The organism is Brevibacillus fortis, assembly GCF_046196545.1.
Taxonomy (GTDB): domain Bacteria; phylum Bacillota; class Bacilli; order Brevibacillales; family Brevibacillaceae; genus Brevibacillus; species Brevibacillus fortis_A.
Genome location: NZ_CP176370.1, coordinates 6,482,033 through 6,507,878, shown reverse-complemented (window position 1 = coordinate 6,507,878; position 25,846 = coordinate 6,482,033). Strand labels below are relative to the sequence as shown.

Here is a 25,846-nt window from a genome sequence, read left to right as displayed (position 1 = left end):
AGACAAATGAGCAAATTTCAAGAAGCAATGATGATGTGTTCAGAGGACTACGACGAAATGATTGACATGGCTCTAGCTTTGAAGGACAAGGAATGGTTTGAGGAACTAGTCAAAAAGCAAAAGTGGTTGCGTGAGCTGGAAATCCAAGCACGCCGTGAATTAGGCGTACTCGACTAGCACAGAGGGAACAAGTCAGAGACCAACGAGAACCGGGCGAGATAACGTTTTCAGTGGGTATTACCGTTAATTACGCCGCAGTAGGATAGCAAGCGGTGAGAGCGTGAAAGCTCGTTGGTGACAGTAAACAAAATGACTGACTACTATTGACTCCTGCCTGCCCAGATGTCATAATAACCTCACACAATATACGGATTTTTGTTTAGCAAGATTGACCAAACAAACTTGACACTCTTCCAACTTTTCAACTTTCAAACACTTGATTTGCCCGTCATGGGCGACAAGTGTTTTTTTACGTCTAAAGACCTGAAAATAGGCGAAAGCCTGATAATTAATAATTAGTCGAGTAAGTCTTAAAAAATACACAAGCATGGACAGTAACAAGCTAGTGAGAATGGGAGGGCAGCAAGTGATGAAAGCTAAAGTGTCCATCGACAAATTTGTGGTGGAATATACAGATGTTACGTTTGGAGCTTATTACGGCTTGGTGATTCGAGCGGCGAAAAGCGGCGAGCTATACAAACAGACGATGTACCATGGGGATGGATACAGTCATGAATTGCATCTGAGGAAGGCAGACGGAGCGTATTTGCATGTGTTTTATAGAAACTGGAGAGAGCCAGAAGGAAGCACGTATACATTGCGTTTAGAAACCCGCCCGGAATATTACTTTCACTTCAAGGGAGTTTTGGATAGATTGCGCCGTGTCGCAAACGGTATTTATTATGTGAACTGTGACCTAGCATATGATGTTCAAGCTTCTATGAAAGATGTGGTGGTTTTTCCTAATGACGGTCGGCGAAAGATGAAACATTACAAGGGAACACGTTATTTTGGGGATAAGCACCAACGTAAAACGAATGGTTTCTGTCGAAATTACAATAAGAGATTGGAGTTACTAGAGAATCAGAACGTTGTTATTGACCATGAATTAACCCGAATTGAGATTGTAGATAAGCCAGAAAAGAGGATACCAGTAGAAGAGTTACTCCATCACCCACCAAAACAGAACAAGCACTACTTTGCAGCGGTAGTTACTGATTGGGGTAACCTGCCAAAGAAGCGAGCACAACAGGCACGCCAATTAAGAGATGGAGTAGAGATTGAAAAGAAGAAAGATTGGTACACAAGGAAAGTAGTAAAAGAAACCCTTGCTCCTTCGTCTCAAGTGGATTTCAACGAGTTAGCAAGGGAAGCATGGGAGCCGCTATTAGAAGAACTGTGTGGGGTATTGCTTGGGCAGCAGGAACCACAAGTTCAAGAGCGACAGTTACAAATGGCAGTAACAAATACAGTATACGATGAACCGAGAGAAGAAAACGACAGCAAAAACGTAGGTTGTGCAGATTTTGGAAAATATCGTATACTTCGCAACAATACAGGAGTACGCAAACGATTAAACCAGCAAAGAATGACTGGGTTATTTGAGTTGAGAAAAAAGACAGGTGCTCGTTGGAGTGTGCCTTCTTCAAGAGCCCAACAAAAAAATTTCAACTTTTTTTATCCTCCACTTTATGAAAACGCTTTCTTTAATATATATAGGATGTCAGCAAATTTCTTGAAGGAGGAAGCGTTTATGAAAGACAAGCAAATCAAAGGACATTATGTGAGGGAAGAATACTTGAAGCAAAGGATTCAAGCGTTAGACGCTGCCATTGGGCATTTAGTTAGATTCAATGCTAAAGTTGGCGGTACAACTCTAAACCTCTGTGAGGTAGCCGATGTTGTAGACCTGTTAGACGAACAAAAAGCTAAAGCTGAGCAAGAACTGTATCATGTTAGACGCTGCATTCTCGATCTTCATATGAAGCAATCTACGAAAAGCGTTAGTTAAGGGGTGGCATTATGACTGGTAATCAAATTGTCAAGCCATCAGCAGAGAGCGTCAAGAGAACAGAAGTTGTTAGAGTTCTTGCTGAATTGATCAGAAAGTATGCTCATAGGAAATCGAAATAATTAAGTTTTTCAAAATAGGTAGGCGCACGGGTGTTTAGCGCTTACCTATTTTCTCATAAAAGAAATGCTGAGGTGAAAAATATGGGGAACGACAAGGCAGCCATTTATATTAGAGTCAGTACAGAAGAACAAAGGAATGAGGGGTGTTCCCTAGAAGCACAAGAGGAAGAGTTACGAGAATATGCTGCGTCAAAAGGTTATACAGTATTTGATGTGTACTGTGATGGAGGATACTCTGGCAAAGATTTTAATAGACCTGCAATACAACACCTTTTTCGGGATATGGTTCAGGATAAGTTCGAGGCGATCTTAGTGTGGAGGTTAGATCGTCTTTCAAGAAGCAATAAGGATATTCTGACTCTTATAGACAATGAATTAGAACCAAGAGATATGAAATTACTTGTAAAAACCTGTGACATCGATTCATCATCCACAAATGGAAAAATGTTTATTAGTTTGCAAGGAACTTGGGCTGAATATGAACGGAAGGTCACAATTGATAGGGTTAAGTCAGGGATGAAGCAGAAGGCAAAAAATGGAGAATTTAATGGTGGAATACTGTTTGGATATGATGTTATGGATAAACGATTAGTTATAAATGAACTGGAGGCACAGGTAGTAAAACAGATATTTGAATTACGAGCGCAAGGAATAGGCTATAAAGCCATTGCTAATACAATCAACTCTTCAGGATGCAAAACTAAGAAGGGCAACAACTTTGGTATAGACGCAATAAGACGTATCGTACACAACAAAGAGTATGTTGGAATCAATACATGGGGGAAAAAAGAAGACTGGAACATTAAGAGAAGAAAAGGGAAAGTAGAAGAAATGCCGGAACGGGAAGGTAGGCATAAGGAAATTATTTCCCTAGAATTATGGGAGAAAGTACAGGCAATTAACAATATGCATAAACAAACGTTTATGCCAATAAAGTCATACAGCGGGAATTTCTTTCTATCGGGAGTTATAAAGTGTCCACAGTGTGGGGCTGGAATGGTTATGCATAAGATCAAAATGCGAAGCAAGAATGATTACCACCGTTATTATATGTGCCAGAGTTATCATCAGAAAGGAAAGGTTGGATGCTCATCAAACTTGGTAAGAGCCGACTGGATTGAACAAGAAGTTCTGTACGTTTTAAGCGAGTCGATTAGCAATATGAATGTCGTAGATGATGTTCTAAAAAAACTTGAAGAGGATTCATTACAGGACAAAAGACCACTGGAACTTCAACTGAATGAGTTAAAGTTGCAAGCGGCCAAGCAAACAAAAAAGCTTGATTCGTTAGACAAAAAATATTTACTTGATGAATTGGATGCCAACACCTTTAAGAGACTTTCAAGTAAGTTACAGCAGGAAATAGACGAGACTAATGAAATGATGGTAAAGGTAGAAAGGGAGTTAGGTAAGCTTAATAACGGTACCCAGATTAACACTAAGATGGTAATCGAATTGCTCAAGGATTTTGATAGATTATTTGAAGTGGCTGACGAGCAGGAAAAGAAGGTATTGATTCGGTCTGTAATTAAAGAAATAAAAGTGTCGAAAGACAGAAAGAAGCTGGAACGTGTATCCCTTTGGATCGGTGAGGATATATGTTTACCAGCAAACAACGAGCGCAGAGCCGTATCACAAGTAAAGGCAAGCTTTTACAGAGTCTGGGGAGAAATTGTCTCGCAATCACATACCGTTGTACTCAAAAAGGCCCCATATTAGCAAGGGGCCTTTGAGTTGTCTATATACATCACCGCATTTTGGAACCAAACGTGCCTACTTCGCCTTCATAGTATCAGAAGTTTTCTAAAACAATTTTTCCAATGGTCTGTCCAGATTGCAACTTCTCATGCGCAAAACGTAGGTTTGCTGCATTGATGGGCTCCAGTCGCTCAGTCAGTGTAGTTTTTACTTTTCCATCATCGATTAAGTCCGCCAGTTCATTCAACAATTGGTATTGTTTGATCATGCCATTGGTATGAAACAAGGACCGTGTAAACATGAACTCCCATACAAACGTTACACTTTTAGAAAACAGCAAGTCCATTTTCAAGCTCCCTGCCCAGTTAGCCTTATTTGTAGGAACGATAGAGCAAATTTTACCTTGGGGGACAATGACTGGTCATATCTCGAAAGATCTGGCTGATACCCAACGAAAACAGACGGTGTTTGATTGTCTTAAAAATTTAGCCTGGCAAGGCTATGCACAAAATGGTTGCCGAACTCTGCACTTTTTACTTGCCAAATACACTTTAGAAAGACGTAGGAGATTGAGGTCCTTAAGAGCCTATTGGGAAATTCTTATACATGAGCGAAAAACAGCCGGTTACACCTTAGCGTGGTGGAAACCCTCGCATCCTGGTATGGGTTTTGTAGCCATTGCATGAATTCGGCCATTTCGTCTAGCCCTATTGCTCGATAATCCTTATTTGTTTGTTCTAGGTATTCGAAGAATAGCTTCATGTGGAAGCAGAAAGAACGTAACGTATTACGAGCTGCCCCACTGTTATCCTTGAACTTTAAATATTGCATGACTGGCTGGACTGGCTCATTATTATGATCGATCAGCATGTAACGAGTTTTTTCTTCTTTAGTAAGAAGGGTAGCGAATCACATAAAATCCCTTCTGTTACAATTATTTTATTTCTTCGATTCATTGAAAAAAATTGCTAGCTGCGCATGGTTTGGGGTACAGCTGAGATACGTGTAAAAATGGGTCATAGACTGGCATAAATCACCAATAATATGAGCCATTCACAGTCATTCTCGGGAGACCACCAGCATTCTCACTAGTTAAGTTAACGTCAAAATGTTGGCTTAATTGTTTACTGTGTCGATTACCAAGACATCTTCTACAGGTGTGTCCTTATCGATACCAAAAGTACAATGAATAAAAAAGAACACCAACTAAAGTGAATAGCTGGTGTCAGACTTTTTTTGTTTTTCCACAGTCTACTTGACAGGGGGCAGATCAATTTTCTAAGGGCTTTTTTGATTGTTTTTTTTATTCTTTGATATTAAGTCAACTATAAAAATCAAAATCACGATAATGATGGAATGAATTAGAGGTTTTGTAAGACCAGATCCATCATAAAAAAAACAAGCTATAACAAAATTAGCTATAAAAGTAATAAAATATCCAAGCATCTGAAAATCCTTCCTTAAAACCAAGCATCTATTACTGTAGATTTTCTTATATCTGTTTCAACATTACCCCCTGAATAATCGGAGTTTTTAGTTACTCTTATTTCTTTTTTAATCTGATAATCTCCTATAAAGTTCCCATTCATATCGAATTTACCAGGACCTAGTTCTCTATAGGAATATTTGATATAAAAATACAAATGTTCTGGATTAATAGGCGCTAAAAAATAATAAATACCAAATCCGCCAGCAGCAGCTACACCAATTTTACGTGGATCAGGTAAGCCTTTATTTTTTGCCCATTCAACGGTAGCTGAAGCCAAAGCAATTTTAGTTGCTGCTTTAAATCTGTCTGAAGCTGTATAATCATTCAATTTCATATGCACATAGGGTGTTGGATAAGAAACAGCAGCTTTAGCAATAGAGTTGAACTCTGAAGCAAGTAACTTATTGGATCTAGCTATAGATTCGGGTGAGGTATTCTCTAGTTTTAAATTACCATTTACAATTTGAAATTCAATATTGGCTCTTTTTAATAGTTCGACAACCCTTTCGTTAGGTACAGGCGAAGCTTTTTCATTACTTTCTGCGGAAGCAGTAAGAGGGATACTAAAGACTAACAATAAGCAAATGGAGAAAAATAGAGAGTAAATCCTTTTCATTACAAAACCTCCCTTTTTGGTTACATTCAAATACATTATATGTCAATTAAGAATGATAATGGAAGTGTTCTTTGAAAATAAAGTACTAGACTAAAAAAAGTTTTAGACTGGGACACCTTATCAGATAAGGCTTCCAGAACATTTAGGTCCTGTTGTTACCGCTGAGTACCATGTTCAGTCTACAACTTGGGGTAATACCAGCGTAGCTGTCATCACCCGCAAGCATTTGTAAAAATCCGGAATATTTTTGCTGAAAGCTCCTCAAATGGTGAGTCTCGGAACTAAGTCAAGCCCTACCAATGGCTCTTTTGGGGGTACAGCCGAGATACCAGCAAAATTAAGTCATGAGGTTACAATTTTTACCACATGCAACGAACTGTTACTGAGACGATGAAATGAACAACTCTATTTGAACAAAATCCTGCTTGATGATATTACTATTTGCAATGTTTTAGCAGGGTGTACCCAAAATGAACATAGCCAGTCTATACTACTTTGCGGCTATGATAGCTACGTTGGTGTAAATCCGCTTTTTGCTGGCGGCACTAAGACATCTGTTAGCGTACGAAATCCGCAAATTGCTGGTGGTCGCCCGAGAGTGACTGTGAATGGCTCATATTATTGGTAATTTATACTAGTACTTGACCCATTTTTACACGTATCTCGGCTGTACCCCGGTTTGGGGCAACACCCCCCATCATAAACACCTAACTCAATGTCCTATGAATACTATGAAAATGAGTATAGATATCTAGTTTTTAAAGAAACAAAAAGAATGGGCAACTCTACATTGAATACTGTAAAGTCACTCATCCTGACTAGTTAAGATAACCGCATTTTGTTGGCGGTACCCCTAAATGAATTAATATGTAATTAATTTGTTCATAAGATATGTGAATTTGAAGTGACGTAGTTTTATTGGCGCCTTTGCATTTTTGGCGAAAAATATACTTAAAGCAAGGACATTTGTTTATTTTTAATCAATATAATGGACGTGATAAGATGGCAAGGTTAAAGTTGAAGATCGGCAATAACGAGTTAGAAATTGAAAGCTCAGTCGAAGAAATTAACAAACAGTTGGATCGATTAGAGAGCCTCTATTTGATGCTTCTTAATGGGGACTTGAATGAAATTAATAAGGACTCTACTAAGGAAGAATTTCCCTCAGGTGGAGACATTGAACCTCTCAATAAATCAAAACCCGATAAGCTTACAATAGACGATGTTTTAGAAGTCGACTTCAGTCAATGGATAAAGAAGTTGAAAATTAAAACGGATGATGTTGTTCTATTTCTTATTGCTGCTTTCTATACTCAGAAAAGAAAGCAGGATTGTGTATTTACTGAACACGAAGTTATAACTCTTTTGGAACAAAATGGGGTAGAGTTCAAAAACCTACGCAAGATTATGCAGAAAAATGAAAAGACAGGATGGATGGCCGAGGTATTAAGGGAGAGGGGAATAAGTAAATATCAACTAAGTGAGTCAACAGAAAAAAGTGCTGTTGAGTTAATCACAAACCTGTTTAATTGGTAACAAAATATAAGAAGACCATCTTTAATAGAACAAAAATATCGCCGTTATGACCGTTAAAGTGAACCATACCATAAGTGACGGCCAAAAATCGTAAAAGCGAGTTAACAATGGCTATGGCTAATATATATTTTGTTCCATATGTTGAATATCTCAGATAATCAAAAGGGAGAACGACCTCTATGGCGTTCTCCCTTTTGCTCTGTGGGATGATAATATGTTATTTTCGAGCCCGATTCTACTCATATATAGCCTCCCTAATCTTCCATTTGTGCATAAGCCTCACCCAAGCCAATTGACTTATAATACCTCCCTCTCTACTTCCTGTATCTTTTTCAATGCATGTTTGTCTTCGGGTATAAACTCAAGGAGAATTGTCGTTACGGCATTCTCCCGTGCGGTATCACGCAGCAAATCTCCTCTACCCCGTAAACCGTATAACCACTGAAAACAAAGGAACGGACTAAGGATTGAGCTTTAGCCAACCCCAGGCAGAGGCATACAATTCCAACAAGCTTTCCCATTTCCATAGTATGATTATGTTGAGAAAAGATGGAACAAGCGGAAAGGCGGGAGACAATGAACGAACTACAAAAAGAAGCGCTGGAAGAGATGAAAACGGCGATTCATAAATGGTTTGACGAACAGGAGAATCGAAAGAACGCAGAGGAAGTGGTCTTACGCACCACACTGCAAGTAGGTATCTTTAACTTTGTCATGCTGGATTATCGGCCGGGCAGGACTAGGGTTGAAAGTTCGAAATCTGTGGGGAGTGCCGCAGGTAAAAAGTCGATGAAAGCTTCACCCTTTACGAGTGAGCAGATATTGCATGAGGTGCAGCCCCTGCTGGTAGAAATCGTAAAGGAGAGGCTGGACAAGCTGGAAACGTCCCCGTTGATCAACTACCGTTTTACCTTCCAAGGAACCTTCGCAACGATGGACGGGCTGGTGGAATTAACGGTGCTGGAAACTGTATATGAAGAGAAAAAGCGGCAGCTTCTGGAGCGAATTCAGTCCTATATGGAGGAAAAACTGGAGAAGGGCTCTTACCCGACAAACAGGCTGGAAACCTTCTTTTTGGCGCGTCATCTGCTGGATCCGCATTTGTTCCCCGAACCGGAAGCCGCAAAGACGATCGCTTTATTTGACCGGATTCAGGAGTTGAATAAAGAACAGGTTGAGGCTCTCGCGGAGCATCGAAGAGATATCATTAGGGCTTTGACCGACTGGGTCGAGAATGTATTTTTGCCGCGTTACTATGATGTCACCCGTTCCGAATACAGGACCAATGAGTATATGATCAAGCCGGATGCTGTTCTTGAGAATAAGGATGAGCCAAATCAGCCTATCGACCTTCTGTTGTACGGAGCGGTAATGATTATTCGTTACGAGCCGGAATTCAGCAAATTCATGGGCCAGACTTTTCTGGAGCTGGCGAAGCAGCTTGGCAGCGGTAAAGCCGCGCGTATGCTGAAGGATGGAAGCGATAGCTTCTCGCAAGAAGACGTCCATTTGCGTCATGAATTGGTCGAATGCAAAGCTAACGATGTTTTTTCCCTTTTCACAATCGTTATTCGCAAGGAAGAAGCCGGGGCGTACGAGCGGGCGATTTCGTTTATTCTCTCCCTGCTCCGAAAGGACTTCCCGAAAAGCTACAAAATCAAGTTAAAATCCAGCGTGAGAGAGTATTTGCCCATCAAGGGGCTAGCCAAATCGGACACGCACCGTTTTTTTGCGAATGCTCTGGCTTATTCCGAGCTGCATCCTTTATTAGAGAAATACGCTCGTGAGGCGATGGAAGAGTATGAATGGTACGAGGATACGGAAAGCGAAAGAAGCGTAATGCCGGGCAGTTATGCTGTGTTCGGGCTGGGGCTTTCATCCGAGCGGTATTTTCCGCTTGTTGAAGCTTACATGGACCTTGTGGATGATGAGCATCAGCTGGTGCATGACAAGTTCACAGCCGTTTTTGCCGAAACCTATGGCATAACGGAACGCTCGACTCCCACCTTGATCGCCTGCCTGCTGCGCTCCCACGATTCGCTAAAGCTGAAGATTCAGCAGGAGCTGGAAAGCGAAGACAAGCTGTCGCTATTCGTACAGCAAATAGAGACTCTGTCGGATGACGAGGCCGAGCGGGTATTGTACCCGATCTGGGGCAAGGCGGAGAAGCTGGCTGCATTGGCTCGCAAGGAGCGGGGACCACGCAAGGAGCTTATCATTCGTCTGCTAAAGGCTGCGGGTATAGCCTGACGGTGGCTCGGCGAAAGCGTCATTGATACGTATGCTTAATGGATAATTACAATGCGTAAAAGAAAGTGGGAGAAGAACATGTACATAAGCAAATGGTGGGGAGATTTAATTGGCGGTTCCGATGATTCGCTGGCATTAGTAGACTATTTGGAACAATTGGATTCAACGAATGTGACGCTCAATCAGATTTTAAAGGACTTGGGTCTGGATGTTCTGCTTTCCGAGGGAGACTTGAAAAGCGGCGGAAGTATTGGATTTGATATAAAAAATGCTAACGGCACGTTTCGAGCAGAACTTGATATTGCCTGCTCAGCTCTAATCGATCTTTCAGCCATTGTGTTGGAGTCTCAAAAATCAGGCTATGTCGATTTGCATGATTTGGATGAGGATAGGCAGCCGTGCAGAATTTATATAGATGCCTCCGAAGAAAAAAGGAACTTGCTTCGGGATGAATTGTACAAGTTTTCCCGTGATCCGCTGGCTTACGAATTAGCCGAGCTTGTTCCGGCCGATGATATGAGAGAGCTTGCGGAAAAGGCAAAAATGATCGCAGATGAGCTGGCACCGTTAAGCTGAACCATACCACAAGTAACGGCAAAATTTTTGGACTTAACCGCACATGGGGCTCGGAGAGTTGCCTCGAAGGCGGATGGTGGGGAGTCTCCTCCGATCCTGTCGTTGCAGGCTCGACTAAAGTAGGACAAAGGAGTGAACATGGATTTTCAAGTGCTGTAATTAAAAATCGAGGCGGCTGCGAAGGCTGCATTCGAGCAAGTAAGAAACAAATATTCAGGACAAAGCTTTTGCGGTTACGCCTTGTATTCCGACTCGGATGCAATCACCGTATGTCCGGCGGTAAACTCAACCGATCACTTGAACAAAATGATTGCCGGCGACCCTGATGATGCGATTTATTATCGCTGGAGTCCAGGGGATGGGATCATGAATTTGAAGGTGCTGAATGCTTTAAAGATATATCCAATCTATTGTATAACGAAGTGATTAGTATGCAGTCGGCGGAAAGACACAGGGACTATAAAGAGAAGGTTTATGAGTGTTGCGTGGCTGCGCTTGATGCACTGAAAAAGGAAGGTTTTTTCTCCGATATGAGCGAATCGGGAGTATTGGTCTTTACTGTATCGGATGACACAAATGTACTGGAATGTGATTGGATTGCCCGATTGAACCGAAATGAACTTGCTCAAGAATTTCAGAATTGGATTGGCAGTTGAAAGTTTGATTTAGTACGGTTCTTATCTGCGGCATAGAGGTGAGATATATGTGTAAAGGCTTGGCCATGTATGACACGATTTCACGAACCATATCATTTGGGCGATAGACTATTTGTCGGCGATACCAGACGCAATCATTTTTGATGAGGGACAAAAGACAATAGTGAGTTGCTGGTAAATGGGCGAATACCTACAGCGGCTTCAAATTGCACAGGATAGGAGAGAGTGACGGTGCAACTTTCAGATTACACCCATGCCGAAATTACCGTGCTGTGTAAACAAGGCGATGATTTGGTGAGAGCAGGCAATCTTGAGGAGGGCAAGAATAAGTACGTCGAGGCCCTCCGATTATTGCCGGAAAATCATCGAGAATGGGAGGCCGCAACGTGGATATATGTGGCTATTGGGGATGTCCATTTTCAAATGATGAATTATGATAAGGCATTCAAGTGTTTCTTTAATGCTGCACAGTGTCCGGAGGGGTTGGGGAATCCCTACATTCATCTTCGGTTAGGGCAATTGTATTACGAACAGGAAAACCTTGAAAAAGCGGCAGACGAGCTGACCCGGGCTTACATGGGTGCCGGGATTGCGATCTTTATGGAAGATGACCCAAAGTACCTTGAGTTTCTGGAGACAAAAATAGAGGTTTGAAGTTCCAGGATAAGAAAAACATTATTGGTACAGAGAAGGAGCACCAATTACCAGGCAGAAGTCTAAGCTGGCCGGGACTCCTAGACATGAAAAAGCTGGCACTATACAACAGGCCAGCTTTTTCATGTCCTCGCTAAAATTCTCGTGTGAGGCTGCTTTATTTTCTTTCTGACTCAGCTTGGTGCACTTGGCTAGTAGTAACTTGTGTCAGATCAGAGTGGGCAAAATCATCTGTGTGCGGCAATTGTACATCAAACTCATGGATCGGAGAAATTTCCAGATTAGCGTTGTCAAATTGCAGATTTAATACGTGTCCGCCACTTGTTTTATCCTCTGTGATGAAGTGGAGATGGAATCCGGGAACATTCAGCGCTGCTGCATAATTTGGCGTATAGAAGCCAATCAGGGTTCCCTTAACATTTTTAAATTCAAACTCGGATTGTTTTTTAGTTACTTCAGTCAGCTGCGGATAAGGTCTGGTTTGTTTTGGAACTGTTCTAGCCTTTACCATCTTAAAGGTACCGGTCAGCTTTACGGCATAAAAGACGTTCTTGTTTTCAAATTTCTCCTCAAGCATTTTTGTTAATTGATTGTAATCTTGCACATTGGTTAATGTAGTTGTTTCCTTCGGCTCGAAATGTGTAGTAACCGCAAATGGAGTTTTCACACTTTCTGGCAGCTCGGATAATTTTCCGGTGCTGTCGATTTGGTAGAATTTTGTACCCATCTGAATCATCTCTCCATCGAGATCATTGATGGTTCCAAGCCCCATATCGCCTCGCAGCTTCAAGTCTTTCAAAGTCAAGTCCCCTTCGAACTGTCCAAGCATGAGCGCATTGATCGTTGAGTATTGAAACAGTACATTTTTGGGTGCCGGATTAGCGGCAACCGCAGGTTTGGATTCCTGCTTGGCAGGTGGTGCTGGTGCAGTAGTCGTTGTAGCTGCAAAAGCAGTCAAAGACAGCCCGGCAACCAGAGCCAGAGATGTGATAGATGTGATGATACTTTTTTTCATGTTTTCCCCTCCACTTTTATATAAAATTTGTTGCTAACGAAGTTGGTAGTTTTGCACATTATTCCTGATTTGTTGTGCGGTATCCAGGACAATTTTCACTTGTTCCATTAATTCATGCAAAGATTCTTGTTGTTTTTCAATATTGGACAGAGTATCGCTGGAATCTCTGGAGTTGGAATTGGCAATATTCGAAAGATCTTCAACCGACGCGCTCACTTCCTCGGCACCCGCTGCAACCTCTTCCGAAATGCTGCTGAGATTTTGTATTTCATCATTGATTTTAGCCATATCTTCAATGATATCGGAAAGCAGGGTTTCCACTTTGGAGCTTAGGGCCAATCCGTCTTCAACTTCCTGCTGCACCATCGTCAACGATTCAACTGATTTTATGGTTTCTTTATTGATCTCCAAAATCAGATTGGTAATTTGTGTAGCAGAATCAGCAGATTGTACGGCAAGCTTTTTCACTTCTTCAGCAACAACGGCAAAACCTCTGCCATGTTCTCCCGCACGCGCCGCTTCTATGCTGGCGTTGAGAGACAAGAGATTGGTTTGATTGGCGATTTCATTAATGACAGTAGCAAAATTATCGATTTCCAGTGTTTTTTGCATGAGCGTTTCCACGAGATTGGAAGAGTGCAAAACAGCGGAATTGATCGTCCTCATTTGATTCAGTGAATCTGAGACAATCGAAGTTCCTTCTTTTGCTCTCTGATGCGTTTGTTCCGTAATTTCGCCGATTTCTGAAGCTACTTCGGCAAAATTGCTCACAGCAAGCACGCTTTCTTGCATCGTCCGGGATATCTCCGAAATTCCCTGGGCCTGATCCATCGAACCCTTGGTAACCCGGCTGTTCATTTCAGCGATTTTTGAGGAGGCATTGGCAACCTCAGTCACTTCTGAATTTAACACGTCCGTGACTTGATTAAGATTTTGCGCATTTTTCATCAGGTCTTCGATGAGTTGGCGCAATTGGAGGGCAAGAGAGTTGAAGGCTTGCGCCAAATCTCCCAACTCATCTTTGTTTTTCACAGAAATGTGGGTCTCTGCAAGGTTCCCGGCTGCCAATTGCTTGGATAAACGCGTCATTTGTTTTAGCGGGTGTACAAAAATCCGGTTGATCACGTACAAAATGACAAGCGACAATAAAATGGAGATGATAATCATACCAACTGTTTGTGTAATAATTGGCTTCTTCAGTTCGTCCAGTTCGCTGTCATAAAGCACGCCGGCGATTTTCCAGCCGGTTATCTTGTTCGTGGTAAAGACGATCCGGGAAGGTTTTCCATCGATTTGGGCTGACAGTACTCCCGATTGCTGCTCATAGAATGATTTGTAGCTGTCATCTTGGGGCACTTCTCCAGCAGCAATGGTTGGATGGGTAATAACCTTCTGACTCCCATCCAGGATAAACGCGAAACCTTGCGTCCCTACTTTTGCCGCATTAACGGTATCAGTCACATACTTTTTCAACGATAAATTTACTACGGCAACTCCATGGCCATCGTCAGTAGTTTTTGCTACCGATACCACAATATTTTTAGAGGCGGCTGATACATAGGGTTTGGAAATAATCACTTGACCCTTCTGTTCCATCGCTTTTGTGTACCATTCTCGCGTGCGAGCATCATACTCTTTTGATAATGGGCTTTGCGGCTCCATCGCAAAGCGTCCATCTTCGGTGGCAAGTCCAATCACTTCGGTATCATCGGTATGCACGGCTTTAAACTGCTTTAGGGTCGATTGCACCTGTTGATTTGACGCCAAATTCGTCTTTTCATCCTTTATCATGTCTTGATAAACGCTTTGAGGCAGTGATCTTGCCAGAACATCTGTGTCTTTCATGATCGGCACAACTACACGATCAATAATCGTGCTGAGGTTTTCGACCTGTTTATTAGCTGAATTGAGAAGTTGAACATCTAATGTTTGAGTAGCTGAACGATACGAGAAGTAGCCAATCAGAATACTTGGGACCAAAACCAAAATGAGAAAAACTGCAAATAATTTTCGGCCAATTTTCCACTGAAACCCGCTTTTAATGTTCACTCCAGCCATAATGAATTCTCTCCATCCAGATTTGTTTATTTATCTTTATATTTTAGTGTATCGGTATAGAAGTTTGATAAAGTTAGACTTTTTTGGATGGAATTTGAATTAATTGTTACAATGTACCAAATTGGACGTTCTCACTGATCTTTTGGTGAGGGTTCAAGGTGTAGGGAGAAAAAAACGAGCGCTTCCGAATAAGCTGGTGAGGCTGGTGCTGTTGGAGCAGGTGTATCGGGCGTTTCGGATCAGTCGGGAGAACCGTATCACAAGTAAAGGTAAGTTTTTACAGAGCTTGGGGAGAATTTGTCTCGCCAGCACATACCGTTGTACTCAAAAAGGCCCCATAGTAGCAAGGGGCCTTAGAGTTGTTTTATTCACATTACCGCTCTGTGGAACCAAACGCACCTACTTCGTCTTCGTAGTATCAGAAGTTTTCTAAAACAATTTTTCCAATGGTCCGTCCAGATTCCAACTTTTCATGCGCGAAACGTAGGTTTGCTGCATTGATGGGCTCTAGTCGTTCAGTCAGCGTAGTTTTTATTTTTCCATCATCGATTAAGTCCGCCAGTTCATTCAACAATTGGTGTTGTTTGATCATGTCATTGGTTTGAAACAAGGACCGTGAAAACATGAACTCCCATACAAACGTTACACTTTTAGAAAACAGCAAGTCCATTTTCAAGCTCCCTGCCCAGGTAGTTTTATTTGCAGGAACGATAGCGCAAATTTTACCTTGGGGGACAATGACTTCCGCCATATTTTCAAGATGTTGAACAGTATCATTCAAGCAAAGGATATAATCTACGGCGTCAATACCAACTTCCTTGAGTTGAGGGTGAAAAGGGTTGTTGTGGTTTATGGTAAAATCCGCACCGAGACCTTTAACCCATTGAATTGACTCTGGACGTGAAGCAGTACCGATGACGGTCAAACCTGCTAATTTTGCAAGTTGAATGGCAATCGATCCTACTCCTCCAGCTGCACCGATAATCAGTATGTTTTTGTTTTCGCCTGTATTTACGCTAATTCCTAAACGATCAAATAGGCCCTCCCATGCAGTTATCGAGGTAAGCGGTAATGCGGCGGCGGCAGCGAAATCCAAACTTCTCGGCATATTTCCCACAATTCGTTCATCAACTAAGTGAAATTCACTGTTACTGCCTGGTCGAGACACACTGCCCGCATAATAGATCTTGTCCCCAGGTTTAAACAATTGGCAGTCAGGACCGACTTGTTCTACGATTCCAGCGGCATCCCAACCAAGAATTTTCGGTGAATCGGCTTCGTAGTTATGACTTTCGCGGACGCCTACGTCTGCAGGGTTGACGGAGATTGCTTTTACACGTACAAGCAAATCGCGGCCTGTAGGTTCTGGTTTATCCAAGTGCAGATCAATAAGGCTTTCCGGATTGGATATGGGGAGATATCGGTAAGCACCGACAGCTTTCATCTTTTGGTGAGTATTCAAAGGGATCCATCCTCTCAAATAGGAAATGTTGTACAGTTGCATTGTAAATCGATTCAATTACTTTAAGTAAGTACGCATATTTTTATGGTATAGTATTAAAAATCAAACCATTGGGGGATAAGCTGATGGGAGACCGAAGAAAGAAATATGGAGTGAGTCCGGATATGCAAGCATGTCCGGTTGAAACAACGCTGGATGTTATTGGTGGAAAGTGGAAGGGGATCATTCTCTATCAGCTCCTGAACGGAACGAAAAGATTCAATGAATTCAGACGCCTCAATCCGGGAATAACGCAGTTTATGCTCACATTGCAGTTAAGAGAGCTTGAACGGGATGGCATCATTCATCGCGAAATATATAAAGAGGTTCCTCCAAGAGTCGAATACTCCCTTACTGATTTCGGAAGGACTCTGGAACCGGTTATTATGTCAATGAAAGTATGGGGCGAGTCTTATAAAGTGCGGCTTAGTGAAAATCGAACGATACAAGGGGAGGAGAGTTAAAGGCAAGACAAGGCGGTGAATGGAGGAAGGTGCTATAGAGATATGCTTACGATCGGGACGGGTGTCATCCAGCGACGAAACCACACCTTGCAACTGACGAGCTCCTATTCAATGAAACAGCCGCTATCGATACCGCAAAACCCTGGAAGGTGTGACCCCCCTATTATGAGAACATCTTGACCTGATGCCGCTACCCGGCGGTTTGAACATGAGCCGGGTGCGGCATTTTTATTGTTCATATATGTTGACAATGATAATCGTTATCAATAATCTGAAAATAGACGAGAGTCCTCATGATCAATCTCAGGATTACCGGCAAACTACTATTGAAATGAGGTATGCAATGTGAAAATCGACGTTGATCAGCTAGCAGAGCATTTGGCACACATTCCTTTTCAAGTAGAAGGAGTATATCGATATGCGAAAGATCCAGGTGTACCTTACGCTGAATATACAGATTCTTTTCCTGGATTTGTGTTTCCACTTACAGGGAAGGTACAATTTCAATTTAACGGCACGCCCTATATCTTTTCGCCAGGAAAAGTTGTGCATGGGGGGGCGAAAATGAAACTAGCTCAAAAAACGTTTGGTAACACCAACTGGGAGTATATTCTCGTATTATACCGGATATGTAACGAAGAACTGGAAGAGACAAGCTTTTCTCATCAGCATTTTGAATTATCAACCGGACAATCTCCTCGTCTTATCGAATTAATTATGCGTCTTTGGCATGTGTATAATCAGCGTGGAGGCCTTTCGATGTTTCAGACCGAAATGCTGTTTCGCGATGTGCTGAATGAAGCCTTATTATGTGTGGCCAATAGGCAAGATAGCTGTGAATCACATACTTTATTCGAACGGGTATCTACTTATATTCATGAATACTATTATCAAGGCCTTACGATAGCATCGCTTGCAGAACAATATAACGTGAATCGAAATCGACTTTCTTACGTATTTAGAAGACATGCAGGCATGGGACCAGCAGAGTATTTACTCAAATATCGGATAAACATGGCGCAAGAAATGCTATTTACAAGTGATATGCCTGTACAACAAATTGCGCAAACGGTTGGAATTGCTGACCCCTATTATTTTAGTAGAGTGTTCAAGAAACAACTCGGTATCTCTCCTACTGAATATCGAGAGAAGTTCATCAATAATCCATGCTAATTTCAACAGGCATCCATTCTAAACCAAAAATGGCTTTACTATACTAATGGCAAACAAAAGAAAACATCAAGTCGGAGGAATTGCGTATGCAAAAGGTTAAAGGCATGCTAATCTCCATGCTATTAGTAGTAGGCATACTAGCAGGTTGTAATGAAACACCTGCTGAAAATAAGGGATCAACTACCGAAGGCGCATCTACACCAGCAGTTCATGTAGATACAACCGAATGGCCAAGAACATTTAAGGATGCCCTAGGGAAAGAAATTGTTATCGAGAAAAAACCAGAAAAAATAGCCTCATTATGGTATTTTTATCCCGAAATATTAGTTGCATTAAGTGAGCCACCTGCTGCATCTACTGAAAAAGAGTATCTATCTACTTTATCCTATTTAAAAGGAAAGCTGGATTCAACTGAGGAATTGGGAGATAAAGTGTCTCCTAGTATTGAAAAGATATTATCTATTGAGCCTGATATTATTTTAGCAACAGAGCATCATGAAAAAATGTATGATTCACTTGAAAAAGTTGCGCCAGTCATTACGTTAAAATCCAAGGAAATCTATGGAGATTGGCAATATGGACTCCGTACAGTAGCCGAGATTATTGGAAAAGAAGAAGAAGCGGAAAAGGTAATTGATAAAATGATGAAAGAAATCACAACTGGGCGAGAAGAATTAAAGTCGATTCAAGGAGAGTCAGTGGCACTTATATTGTCGTGGGATGGAAAAACTTTCAATGTACTAGGTGAAGAAAATCCAGTCTATACACTTGCGTTTGATAAAGAAAAGGGACTCGGGCTTACACCAGATCATACATTTACAGGTATTACTAATAAATTTACTTCGTTTGAAGGAATATCAACTGTACAAGCAGACCATATTTTTCTTATCGGTGACATTACAAAAAAGGAAAATTTAATGAATGACTTAAAACAAAGCAATGTATGGAATAATCTCAATGCGGTCAAGAAAGGCAATGTTCATCTAATGGATTCTTCTGCTATTACTGGTGGCCCATTAGCTATCGAATACGCTTTACAAAATATAACAAGTGCTTTGCGTAAGCGCTAAAAAGTTATGGAGGGATTCATATGCATTACCAAGCGATTAATCTGAATGAGAAGCTATCTACACTCAACGATCTCTGGTCTCCGAAAGTCATTGCTGAATTGAATGACTATCAATTTAAGCTCGTTAAGATTGCTGGGGATTTTATATGGCACGAGCATCAAGGTACGGATAAGGTATTTATCGTTCTCGAAGGAGAGATGTTCATTGATTTTCGTGATGGTCAGGTGAAAATTTCAAAGGGTGAGATGTTTATTGTCCCGGGGGGAGCAGAGCAGAAGCCTTTCGCCGAAAAGGAATGCCATATCATGTTGGTGGAGCCTAGAAGCGTAGTAAACACAGAGGCTTAATGCAAAACATAAATAATAAACCAATATTCAAAAAAGGAGTTGACCGCCGCAGCTCCTTTTTTCATTTTTACTAATGGTTTAGGCATTTCCTGTAATTCTCCATGGACTTACTGGAATAACTGGGAAATACCCCGCTTTTTATAGTGTTCATGACGCTCGTTTTACATGACCTGTATGTGCAGATTTTTTTTCTTTTGAAGATTCATTTACATATCATTGGGGAATTTCCCTTGCAGGTAGGAATCCCATAGTTTATTGATAAATTCAATATTGACTTTGTTTTCAAACGCCTTGGAAATTAGACCAAAGTCGTCCGACGCATACCCTGCCAGTTCTGAATTCTGGGTTATCCGAAAAGTTTGCTTGAACACAAATTCCCTAATTTCTCTGATCACGGTATTTTCAGAGGGGGCAATTTCATCAACTTTTTTGTAACTAGAACTCCATGCCGTATCAAAATCAACAGCATCCCTAGCGTCTAATTTAGCGTCCCAATCAACATCTTTATGGAAGACATTCTCTAAAAAACTGTCATGACTGATTATCGAAAGTATCTCACTCGCTGTTTTCAACGGAATCCTACCTCCTTCCATAATATACTAACGGGGATTACTTTATAGCACAATGGAATGTGCCTCAGTTTTTGCAAACCTCTTTCTTCAGAGAGACGAGATGTATCGGTATGTGTCTGCGTTAAAACGATCCTGAATGAGGGAAAGGTTGTCCTTGACATCATGAAGAAAAGATAGAATAAACTATGGATATCTATTAGATCAATTCAGCGCGTAAAGCGGGAAATAGGTGATCACCAAATGAGAGCAAACCGGATGGAAGCGTTCAGCGATGGCGTGCTGGCAATTATCATTACGATTATGGTACTAGAATTCAAAGTACCAGAAGGCCACGACTGGCATTCGTTAATCGAACTAGGCCCAAAAGTTCTTAGCTACATCTTCAGTTTCGTTTATATCGGCATCTACTGGAACAACCATCATCATCTGTTGCACATGGTTCGCACAATGAACGGGCGGCTCATGTGGCTGAATTTGACATTGCTCTTTTGGCTATCCCTTATTCCGTTCACGACCGCGTGGATGGGGGAAAGCCAGTTTGCGCCCACTCCGATGGCATTGTACGGGATCATTCTTCTGCTTGCAGCGATTTCTTACAGAATGCTTCAGCTCGCAATCATTAGCCAGCATTCTGGCGATTCTGCATTCGTAAAGTCAATGGGCAGAGACTGGAAGGTGAAAATATCTCCTGTTCTCTATTTGCTCGCGATATTGACCGCGTATGTGGGGCCATGGGTATCCGGCTTCTTTTACGTTCTCGTTGCCGCGATCTGGGTCGTTCCGGAAAAGCGAATCGAGCACATTTTGAGAAGCGAATAATTGGACCTGAGAAAAGTATAGAAACGAAAAGAAGTCTCCAAACCGGAGGCTATTTTTTTCAAGAGCTTGTCGTTACAGACACGTTTCTCCAGCTCTGCAACAAATTCTCGACAGGATGGGGTTGAAACAAATAGAACAAGAGCTCGTTGCCTTAGCATGCGGGGTATGCAAAGGCGTGTATGGATGATTAAGGATTACAACGAGAGATTTCCAGAAAGAGATGGAAGAGAAGGTTATTTAGAGGGTTTTGAGATGTTTGGAGATCCTTACCTATTCAATTATCAGAACTGGCTATTTATCAGTGCTGGTTCACAGGGAAATATCGGCGTATGGGGACTCGTAAAACGAAATAGATAGTCAGTACCATATGCTCGTATATGGAGATTGGGACTTTCATAGGAATAATGCTTATGGAGGAAACATCCTGCTGCCTAAGGAGCGGATCGATGGATGGCTCAAGCAGGCGATGGAGAATAATCGTTATGAAACGATAGAGTAGTATGGTGAGAGTGTGAAAAAGGCTTAGGCGGTACCGAAATAATGAACGAATATTTAAGGAAGGAGCTGACCGACACAGCTACTTCCTTATTTTACATTTCATTCACATATACTCTAATTCGGGAATTTCCCATGCAGGTAGGAATCCCATAGGTTATTGATAAATTCAATATTAATCTTGTTTTCAAACGCTTTGGAAATTAGACCAAAGTCGTCCGACGCATACCCTGCCAGCTCTGAATTCTGGGTTATCCGAAAAGTTTGCTTGAACACAAATTCCCTCTTACGCCCGGGTACCAAAAGGATTGGGCTCGGTATGTATATAGTGCCGTACAAGAGGGGACACGGAAAAGCGCCGAGTTGAAATGATGGCAGTCTTGGCTGAGGGCTTTAAAAGCATCGATCTCTATCGCCGGAGTAAATGAGGCGCTGTTTGAAGTTGTGAGAAGGCCTCTATCGAATGAAATACATGAAGAGCCCGCGTCGAGCGTGGGCTCTTTGCTGTTTACATGAACTGAGGCGGCCTTACCGGCTAAGCAGCCTCCGCAACGTATCGTCAAGGTGCTTGTCTAAGGTGACGGGGTTGTAGTTGGCCCACCGGTCTTGGACGACATAGCTCTTGCCTTCCCGAACGGCGGACAGGCTTTTCCAGATCGGATGGCGCAGCACTTCACGGCCCTTTTCGACGTCTTCTTCCCGCTCGGGCAGGGCGAGGAAAATACGCTAGTGAGCGACAATCCGCTTGGGCGAGGTTGGAATCTCGACGGATCTGCCGAACGCGTCTTTGTAGGTGCGTACCGCTGGTTCACTGACTGCCGGGGATGCCGATTCCGTAACAGCTGGAGAAGAAGTCTGGGAACCGGCGTTATTGCCTGCTCCGCAGGCGGACAGCAGTACTGCCGACAATAGGATGATCAAGAAGGAGATCATCGGCTTTTTTGGGAATGAAGCTGGCATCGGGTGAATCTCTCCTTGTGATGATAATTATTCTCAATAGGAATTGAGTCGATTAACATCATACCCCCATCGATTTCGGGACGCAATGGACTTTTTCTCAGTTTTGGATAGACGGATTTTGCGAGAGGGTCAAATCTTTATCTCTACCTCGCAAATATCATTTGAAAAATTCAGGCGAAAAGTAGGTAGACTCAGGAAAGACCAACACTATAATGGAAATAACAACCATGCATGTAGAAAGCGATTTGAGGAGGCCAGCTCGTGGGAAGATCATTCGCAAATTTGCATATCAAATCAAAAAACTTGGAGAAGACAATCGAAGCATTAAGAGAGCTAACCGAAGCGCACCCCGAAGTACTAGGCAAGTCAAAAGATGAGGATCAAGCGATCAACGTTGTCATGTACGTAAGCAAAAGCAACGAGAACTGGATCAGCGTGCTCCACGACTATTTTGTATGGGGTACGGTGAAGAAGATCGGCAAAACATTGTCCCAGTTTACCGAGGAACCAGTGATGACGGTCGGGTATATGAACGAGGAAATATTCGAGTTGTCGTTTTTCGAGAATGGAGACATCCAAGCCGAAAGAATCTTTTGTGAACAGTGGACGAGGGATGAATATGAACTAAAAGAAGAGCGTCTTCATAATGACTACCTGCGAGAAGCTTTAGATATTCGTAATAAGGATTTTGAGGACTTCATCAGCATGACGAGTCCCTATCAAGCCGTTGATAAGCTGTCGGAACTCGTAAAAATGTCTTTATGGAGCGATGCGGAGTGGATACCACACGAAGAAACTCTCAGAGAACGATTCAAGAAATACGAATTTTGAAACTATATCGGCTGTACAGGCACGTCTCTTTGCTTTCAATATATGAAAAGTGGTGGTGAACCAGGAATGGCAAAGGATGTCTGGGACAACATTTTAAAACATATCCAAACGATATCACACCCGATTTTTTCTACAGTTAACCCCCCTACCACAGCGGAAGAAATAAACCTCTTGGAAAGCACATTAAACGTACAATTACCCATTCATTTCCGAAATTATCTATCTACATGGAATGGACAACAAGATCATGTGCCTTTTATCGGCTACAACTCCTTTTTGTCTATTCCAGCTATCATCGAAACATGGTCCATGCTGAATGAATTGTTTGAGGACGAAGAACAGGTGGATTGGATTGAGGAAGATCGAATAAACGGCATCTCGGGGCAACTCTTCAAATATCACCCCGGTATGAGTTATCAAGAAGTGATTGCAAACTCATTTGAAGAGTTCTCCCATGAAATTTTAAAGAGGTTCCAAGCCAACCAATTTTCATTTACAGACGGTGTTATTTCGTTTGAGGATCATTACTTTGTTTGATCGCGAGGGAACATGAAAACTCTCTACTCCATAAGAAATCAACGAAGGAGCTTGCAATAGGAGGATGTACGAGTGCGAAAAATATGGAAAAGAAGAATTCTGATCAATAATCCTGTTGAGCTGGACCGGGTTCAGATCGAGCAGGACTTGCGCGACGGCAACCAAGTGATTGTCCAGTTTTCTCACCCGGAGTTTTATGGCTCCATGTTGGAGGAAGTGGATGAGCTATGCGCGCGCTTGGATGAAAACTTCGGAGTGCGTTTCTACGGGCACTATTCTCTCTCGTTCGATGGGCATACTCTCCTGCGGATTCCCCATGTCAAAATGCTGCATCTCAACAGTCTTACCCAGGCTCATAACACCGAAGCATTGGCCACTCTGAAACATTTGCACAGTTTACACCTGGGCATATATGAGCTGGAGAATTCAGAGGTTTTGGGAATAGAAACGCTGCGCTCTCTAAGAGAATTATCGATTATCTCTGAGAAAAAAACTCTCAACCTGCAATATTTTAATGAGTTCTCTCATCTGGAACAATTGCATGTCGGGGGCAAGGTGAAAAACCTGGATGCGGTAGGCGATCTGAAGGATTTGAATTATCTCGCGCTGCATTCGATCAGCAAATTACCGTTACATTTTGTTAACCGTCTGAAAAAGCTGAAGCACCTTCGCATTTTGCTTGGAGGTCGAGAGCATATTCAGGAAATTGAAGAGAATGAAATCGACGACATGGAGATTTCCAGAGTCCGTGGTTTTCATGACCTATCCAATATCGCGAACTTCCGAGCGCTAACGCGTCTTGTGATGGAAGATCAAATTCAACTGCGTGAAGTCAGCTTTGATCGGGAGATGAAGGCGTTGGAGGAGCTATCTATTTCGAATTGTAAAAGCTTGGATCGTTTGACAGGGATGGAGCAATTACCTTCGCTGCGCAAGCTCCGCATTTTAAAAACAGCAATCGATTTTGATTCCTTTATCCATCAAAAGCTTCCAAGTGCTTTATCCACAGTGGAATTTGTGACTACCAAAAGAAAAGTAGACCAAGAGATACAAGATTCATTATTAAAGTTGGGTTATCAAAAATGGAGCAGCTCCTGATAAGGCTGCTTGCTCCCCGAATGAATCGAGTGTGAGGAGAGAGGGTGAAGCCCATGTATGAGCGTTTGGCAGAAAAACTAAAGGCGACTTCCGCTTTAAAATGGTTTCCTAATCGTGGAGCGGAAGAGAGCTGGATAGCCGAAGTAGAAGAGGAATTAGGATTCAGCCTGCCTCCGTCTTACCGCTGGTGGCTTGTTCATTACGGAAATGCCCGGTTGAATGGCGGGAATATTTTAACGATCGTTTCTCCAGAACACAGGGGGTATGGCGACACCGACCTTCTTTATATACATCGATTGAATAAAGCCGAGGAGTGGTGGGTCAGCCAGTTTCCCCACAGACTGGACTTGTTCGTTCCGGATAGTGACGAGCTTTATTTTTTTGATACGTCTTCCAGAGATGAACAGGGTGAGTTTCCGATCATGTGTTATGATCTCATGAATGAATTGATCGACACATATGCTTCGACTTTTGCGGAGTTTTTGGAACGGCTGATCGACGAGCACAGCGGAGGAAATTTCGATTTGTAAGATACAGGAGGAGCATTCATGTACGTAGTATCTCAGCCAAAGCGGCTGTCCGATGGCCAAAACCAAGCGCTGGAGAAGGAGAAGGCTGCCTTTTATCCACCGGGCTACCTCCATTTTTTACAGCAATTCGGTGCAGGGACTTATAGAGGATGGATGAATGTCTATTTGCCCGATACGGAGGTGCTTCAGCCTTTTGCCGAGTATGATTTATGGGAGCATGACGCAGACAGCCCGATTACGCAGCAGCAGATAAGCGAGTGTGTCGCTATAGGTACTACGGTGGACGGCGATTTTCTGGCTGTGCATCCCCAGACGGATCAGCTGCTTTGGCTACCGAGACATGCTGAGCGCTTGATGGCGCTATCGCTACAAGAGCAGGAAAACGATGAGAGGTATGCTAGAGTGTTGGACGAAATCTATCGCCAGGTATACGGAAGCGACCAAGAGGGAGCGGTTTATTATGAACCGTGGTCGGAGACGCGGAGTCACCTATTTTTACGCTTGCCCCCGGTGCAGGATGGGCTTTCGTTGCTGAAGCTGGCCAGCATGTGCCGAGAAGCTTTTCTCCCTGATCTGACGATTGAGAACGAATATGTTTGCCAACTGTTTTATCGGCAGCTAGGCGGCTATGTAAGGTTTAATTATGCCAACAAGCAAGAGGTGGCCATTATGTACGAAGAGGATGCCGAGCAGGCTTTTGTTGTTATGAAACAATGGCTTCTATCAAAAGGGTGCGAAGGGTAATTCAGAAACAAAGAGCAACACGTA

General features: G+C 42.4%; 23 protein-coding genes and 4 pseudogenes. 20 read left to right on the top strand and 7 right to left on the bottom strand.

The features are described 5' to 3' along the window. The first annotated feature begins 6 nt into the window (after positions 1-6). From ACKKE8_RS31385 to ACKKE8_RS31375, 3 genes are all read left to right on the top strand, one after another. The gene (locus tag ACKKE8_RS31385; RefSeq protein WP_157696755.1) at positions 7-177 is read left to right on the top strand and encodes an IDEAL domain-containing protein; all 171 of its coding nucleotides are present in this window, start codon (positions 7-9) and stop codon (positions 175-177) included. Positions 178-589: 412 nt separating this feature from the next. Then, positions 590-2,011: a hypothetical protein gene (locus ACKKE8_RS31380; RefSeq protein WP_409176441.1), complete on the top strand. Its 1,422-nt coding sequence runs from the start codon at positions 590-592 to the stop codon at positions 2,009-2,011. Positions 2,012-2,163: 152 nt separating this feature from the next. Next, positions 2,164-3,852 carry a recombinase family protein gene (locus ACKKE8_RS31375; RefSeq protein ID WP_409176440.1) on the top strand — a complete coding sequence of 563 codons (1,689 nt, stop codon included), beginning with the start codon at positions 2,164-2,166 and terminating at the stop codon, positions 3,850-3,852. A gap of 73 nt (positions 3,853-3,925) precedes the next feature. Here ACKKE8_RS31375 and ACKKE8_RS31370 read toward each other — a convergent pair. Both ACKKE8_RS31370 and ACKKE8_RS31365 read right to left on the bottom strand, forming a co-directional pair. Further along, a pseudogene (locus ACKKE8_RS31370) lies at positions 3,926-4,249 on the bottom strand (zinc-binding dehydrogenase); the annotation flags it as partial. 1,042 nt (positions 4,250-5,291) lie between these two features. Next, on the bottom strand, positions 5,292-5,936 hold the full coding sequence (locus tag ACKKE8_RS31365) for a hypothetical protein (RefSeq protein WP_409176439.1): 645 nt from the start codon (positions 5,934-5,936) through the stop codon (positions 5,292-5,294). Between the two features lie 1,002 nt (positions 5,937-6,938). On the opposite strand from ACKKE8_RS31365, the gene ACKKE8_RS31360 reads away from it, so the two are divergent. From ACKKE8_RS31360 to ACKKE8_RS31340, 5 genes and pseudogenes are all read left to right on the top strand, one after another. Next, the gene (locus ACKKE8_RS31360; protein WP_409176438.1) at positions 6,939-7,472 is read left to right on the top strand and encodes a hypothetical protein; all 534 of its coding nucleotides are present in this window, start codon (positions 6,939-6,941) and stop codon (positions 7,470-7,472) included. A gap of 576 nt (positions 7,473-8,048) precedes the next feature. Next, a complete protein-coding gene (locus tag ACKKE8_RS31355; RefSeq protein ID WP_409176437.1) occupies positions 8,049-9,722 on the top strand; it encodes a DUF6138 family protein in 1,674 nt (557 codons plus the stop codon). A gap of 78 nt (positions 9,723-9,800) precedes the next feature. Beyond that, positions 9,801-10,298: an imm68 putative immunity domain-containing protein gene (locus tag ACKKE8_RS31350; protein WP_409176436.1), complete on the top strand. Its 498-nt coding sequence runs from the start codon at positions 9,801-9,803 to the stop codon at positions 10,296-10,298. 165 nt (positions 10,299-10,463) lie between these two features. Beyond that, positions 10,464-10,954, top strand: a pseudogene (locus ACKKE8_RS31345) (DUF4303 domain-containing protein). A gap of 231 nt (positions 10,955-11,185) precedes the next feature. Beyond that, positions 11,186-11,608 carry a tetratricopeptide repeat protein gene (locus tag ACKKE8_RS31340; RefSeq protein WP_409176435.1) on the top strand — a complete coding sequence of 141 codons (423 nt, stop codon included), beginning with the start codon at positions 11,186-11,188 and terminating at the stop codon, positions 11,606-11,608. A gap of 157 nt (positions 11,609-11,765) precedes the next feature. Here ACKKE8_RS31340 and budA read toward each other — a convergent pair whose 3' ends face one another. Continuing rightward, on the bottom strand, positions 11,766-12,623 hold the full coding sequence (gene budA, locus ACKKE8_RS31335) for an acetolactate decarboxylase (protein ID WP_409176434.1): 858 nt from the start codon (positions 12,621-12,623) through the stop codon (positions 11,766-11,768). A 33-nt stretch (positions 12,624-12,656) separates the two neighbouring features. Next, positions 12,657-14,681, bottom strand: coding sequence for a methyl-accepting chemotaxis protein (locus tag ACKKE8_RS31330; protein WP_409176433.1), 2,025 nt, complete (start codon positions 14,679-14,681; stop codon positions 12,657-12,659). A gap of 172 nt (positions 14,682-14,853) precedes the next feature. Between ACKKE8_RS31330 and ACKKE8_RS31325 the strand changes: the two are divergent. Then, positions 14,854-14,948, top strand: a pseudogene (locus ACKKE8_RS31325) (23S rRNA (pseudouridine(1915)-N(3))-methyltransferase RlmH); the annotation flags it as partial. Positions 14,949-15,099: 151 nt separating this feature from the next. On the opposite strand, the gene ACKKE8_RS31320 reads toward ACKKE8_RS31325, so the two are convergent. Further along, the gene (locus tag ACKKE8_RS31320) at positions 15,100-16,143 is read right to left on the bottom strand and encodes a zinc-binding alcohol dehydrogenase family protein (RefSeq protein WP_409176432.1); all 1,044 of its coding nucleotides are present in this window, start codon (positions 16,141-16,143) and stop codon (positions 15,100-15,102) included. Between the two features lie 125 nt (positions 16,144-16,268). Here ACKKE8_RS31320 and ACKKE8_RS31315 point away from each other — a divergent pair, with 125 nt between their 5' ends. The 4 genes from ACKKE8_RS31315 (at position 16,269) to ACKKE8_RS31300 (ending at position 19,236) form a co-directional block, all read left to right on the top strand. Continuing rightward, positions 16,269-16,646: a winged helix-turn-helix transcriptional regulator gene (locus ACKKE8_RS31315; protein WP_409176431.1), complete on the top strand. Its 378-nt coding sequence runs from the start codon at positions 16,269-16,271 to the stop codon at positions 16,644-16,646. A 345-nt stretch (positions 16,647-16,991) separates the two neighbouring features. Continuing rightward, on the top strand, positions 16,992-17,819 hold the full coding sequence (locus tag ACKKE8_RS31310) for a helix-turn-helix transcriptional regulator (RefSeq protein WP_409176430.1): 828 nt from the start codon (positions 16,992-16,994) through the stop codon (positions 17,817-17,819). An 86-nt stretch (positions 17,820-17,905) separates the two neighbouring features. Beyond that, complete coding sequence (locus tag ACKKE8_RS31305) at positions 17,906-18,889, top strand: ABC transporter substrate-binding protein (protein WP_409176429.1); 984 nt, start codon at positions 17,906-17,908, stop codon at positions 18,887-18,889. A 20-nt stretch (positions 18,890-18,909) separates the two neighbouring features. Further along, complete coding sequence (locus tag ACKKE8_RS31300) at positions 18,910-19,236, top strand: cupin domain-containing protein (protein ID WP_409176428.1); 327 nt, start codon at positions 18,910-18,912, stop codon at positions 19,234-19,236. Positions 19,237-19,442: 206 nt separating this feature from the next. On the opposite strand, the gene ACKKE8_RS31295 is transcribed toward ACKKE8_RS31300, so the two are convergent. Continuing rightward, positions 19,443-19,808 (bottom strand): hypothetical protein, encoded by a 366-nt coding sequence (locus tag ACKKE8_RS31295; protein ID WP_409176427.1) that lies wholly within the window; start codon positions 19,806-19,808, stop codon positions 19,443-19,445. Positions 19,809-20,048: 240 nt separating this feature from the next. Here ACKKE8_RS31295 and ACKKE8_RS31290 point away from each other — a divergent pair, with 240 nt between their 5' ends. After that, positions 20,049-20,627 carry a TMEM175 family protein gene (locus ACKKE8_RS31290; RefSeq protein ID WP_409176426.1) on the top strand — a complete coding sequence of 193 codons (579 nt, stop codon included), beginning with the start codon at positions 20,049-20,051 and terminating at the stop codon, positions 20,625-20,627. A 780-nt stretch (positions 20,628-21,407) separates the two neighbouring features. Beyond that, positions 21,408-21,550: pseudogene (locus tag ACKKE8_RS31285) on the top strand (YdeI/OmpD-associated family protein); the annotation flags it as partial. Positions 21,551-21,848: 298 nt separating this feature from the next. Here ACKKE8_RS31285 and ACKKE8_RS31280 read toward each other — a convergent pair. Beyond that, positions 21,849-22,082 (bottom strand): hypothetical protein, encoded by a 234-nt coding sequence (locus tag ACKKE8_RS31280; RefSeq protein WP_409176425.1) that lies wholly within the window; start codon positions 22,080-22,082, stop codon positions 21,849-21,851. Between the two features lie 261 nt (positions 22,083-22,343). Here ACKKE8_RS31280 and ACKKE8_RS31275 point away from each other — a divergent pair, with 261 nt between their 5' ends. The 5 genes from ACKKE8_RS31275 (at position 22,344) to ACKKE8_RS31255 (ending at position 25,822) form a co-directional block, all read left to right on the top strand. After that, complete coding sequence (locus tag ACKKE8_RS31275) at positions 22,344-22,913, top strand: hypothetical protein (protein WP_409176424.1); 570 nt, start codon at positions 22,344-22,346, stop codon at positions 22,911-22,913. A 66-nt stretch (positions 22,914-22,979) separates the two neighbouring features. After that, positions 22,980-23,450, top strand: coding sequence for an SMI1/KNR4 family protein (locus tag ACKKE8_RS31270; RefSeq protein ID WP_409176423.1), 471 nt, complete (start codon positions 22,980-22,982; stop codon positions 23,448-23,450). Positions 23,451-23,522: 72 nt separating this feature from the next. Next, on the top strand, positions 23,523-24,548 hold the full coding sequence (locus ACKKE8_RS31265; RefSeq protein WP_409176422.1) for a hypothetical protein: 1,026 nt from the start codon (positions 23,523-23,525) through the stop codon (positions 24,546-24,548). Between the two features lie 53 nt (positions 24,549-24,601). Beyond that, positions 24,602-25,078 carry an SMI1/KNR4 family protein gene (locus ACKKE8_RS31260; protein ID WP_409179234.1) on the top strand — a complete coding sequence of 159 codons (477 nt, stop codon included), beginning with the start codon at positions 24,602-24,604 and terminating at the stop codon, positions 25,076-25,078. Positions 25,079-25,096: 18 nt separating this feature from the next. After that, on the top strand, positions 25,097-25,822 hold the full coding sequence (locus ACKKE8_RS31255) for a hypothetical protein (RefSeq protein ID WP_409176421.1): 726 nt from the start codon (positions 25,097-25,099) through the stop codon (positions 25,820-25,822). Positions 25,823-25,846 lie beyond the last annotated feature (24 nt).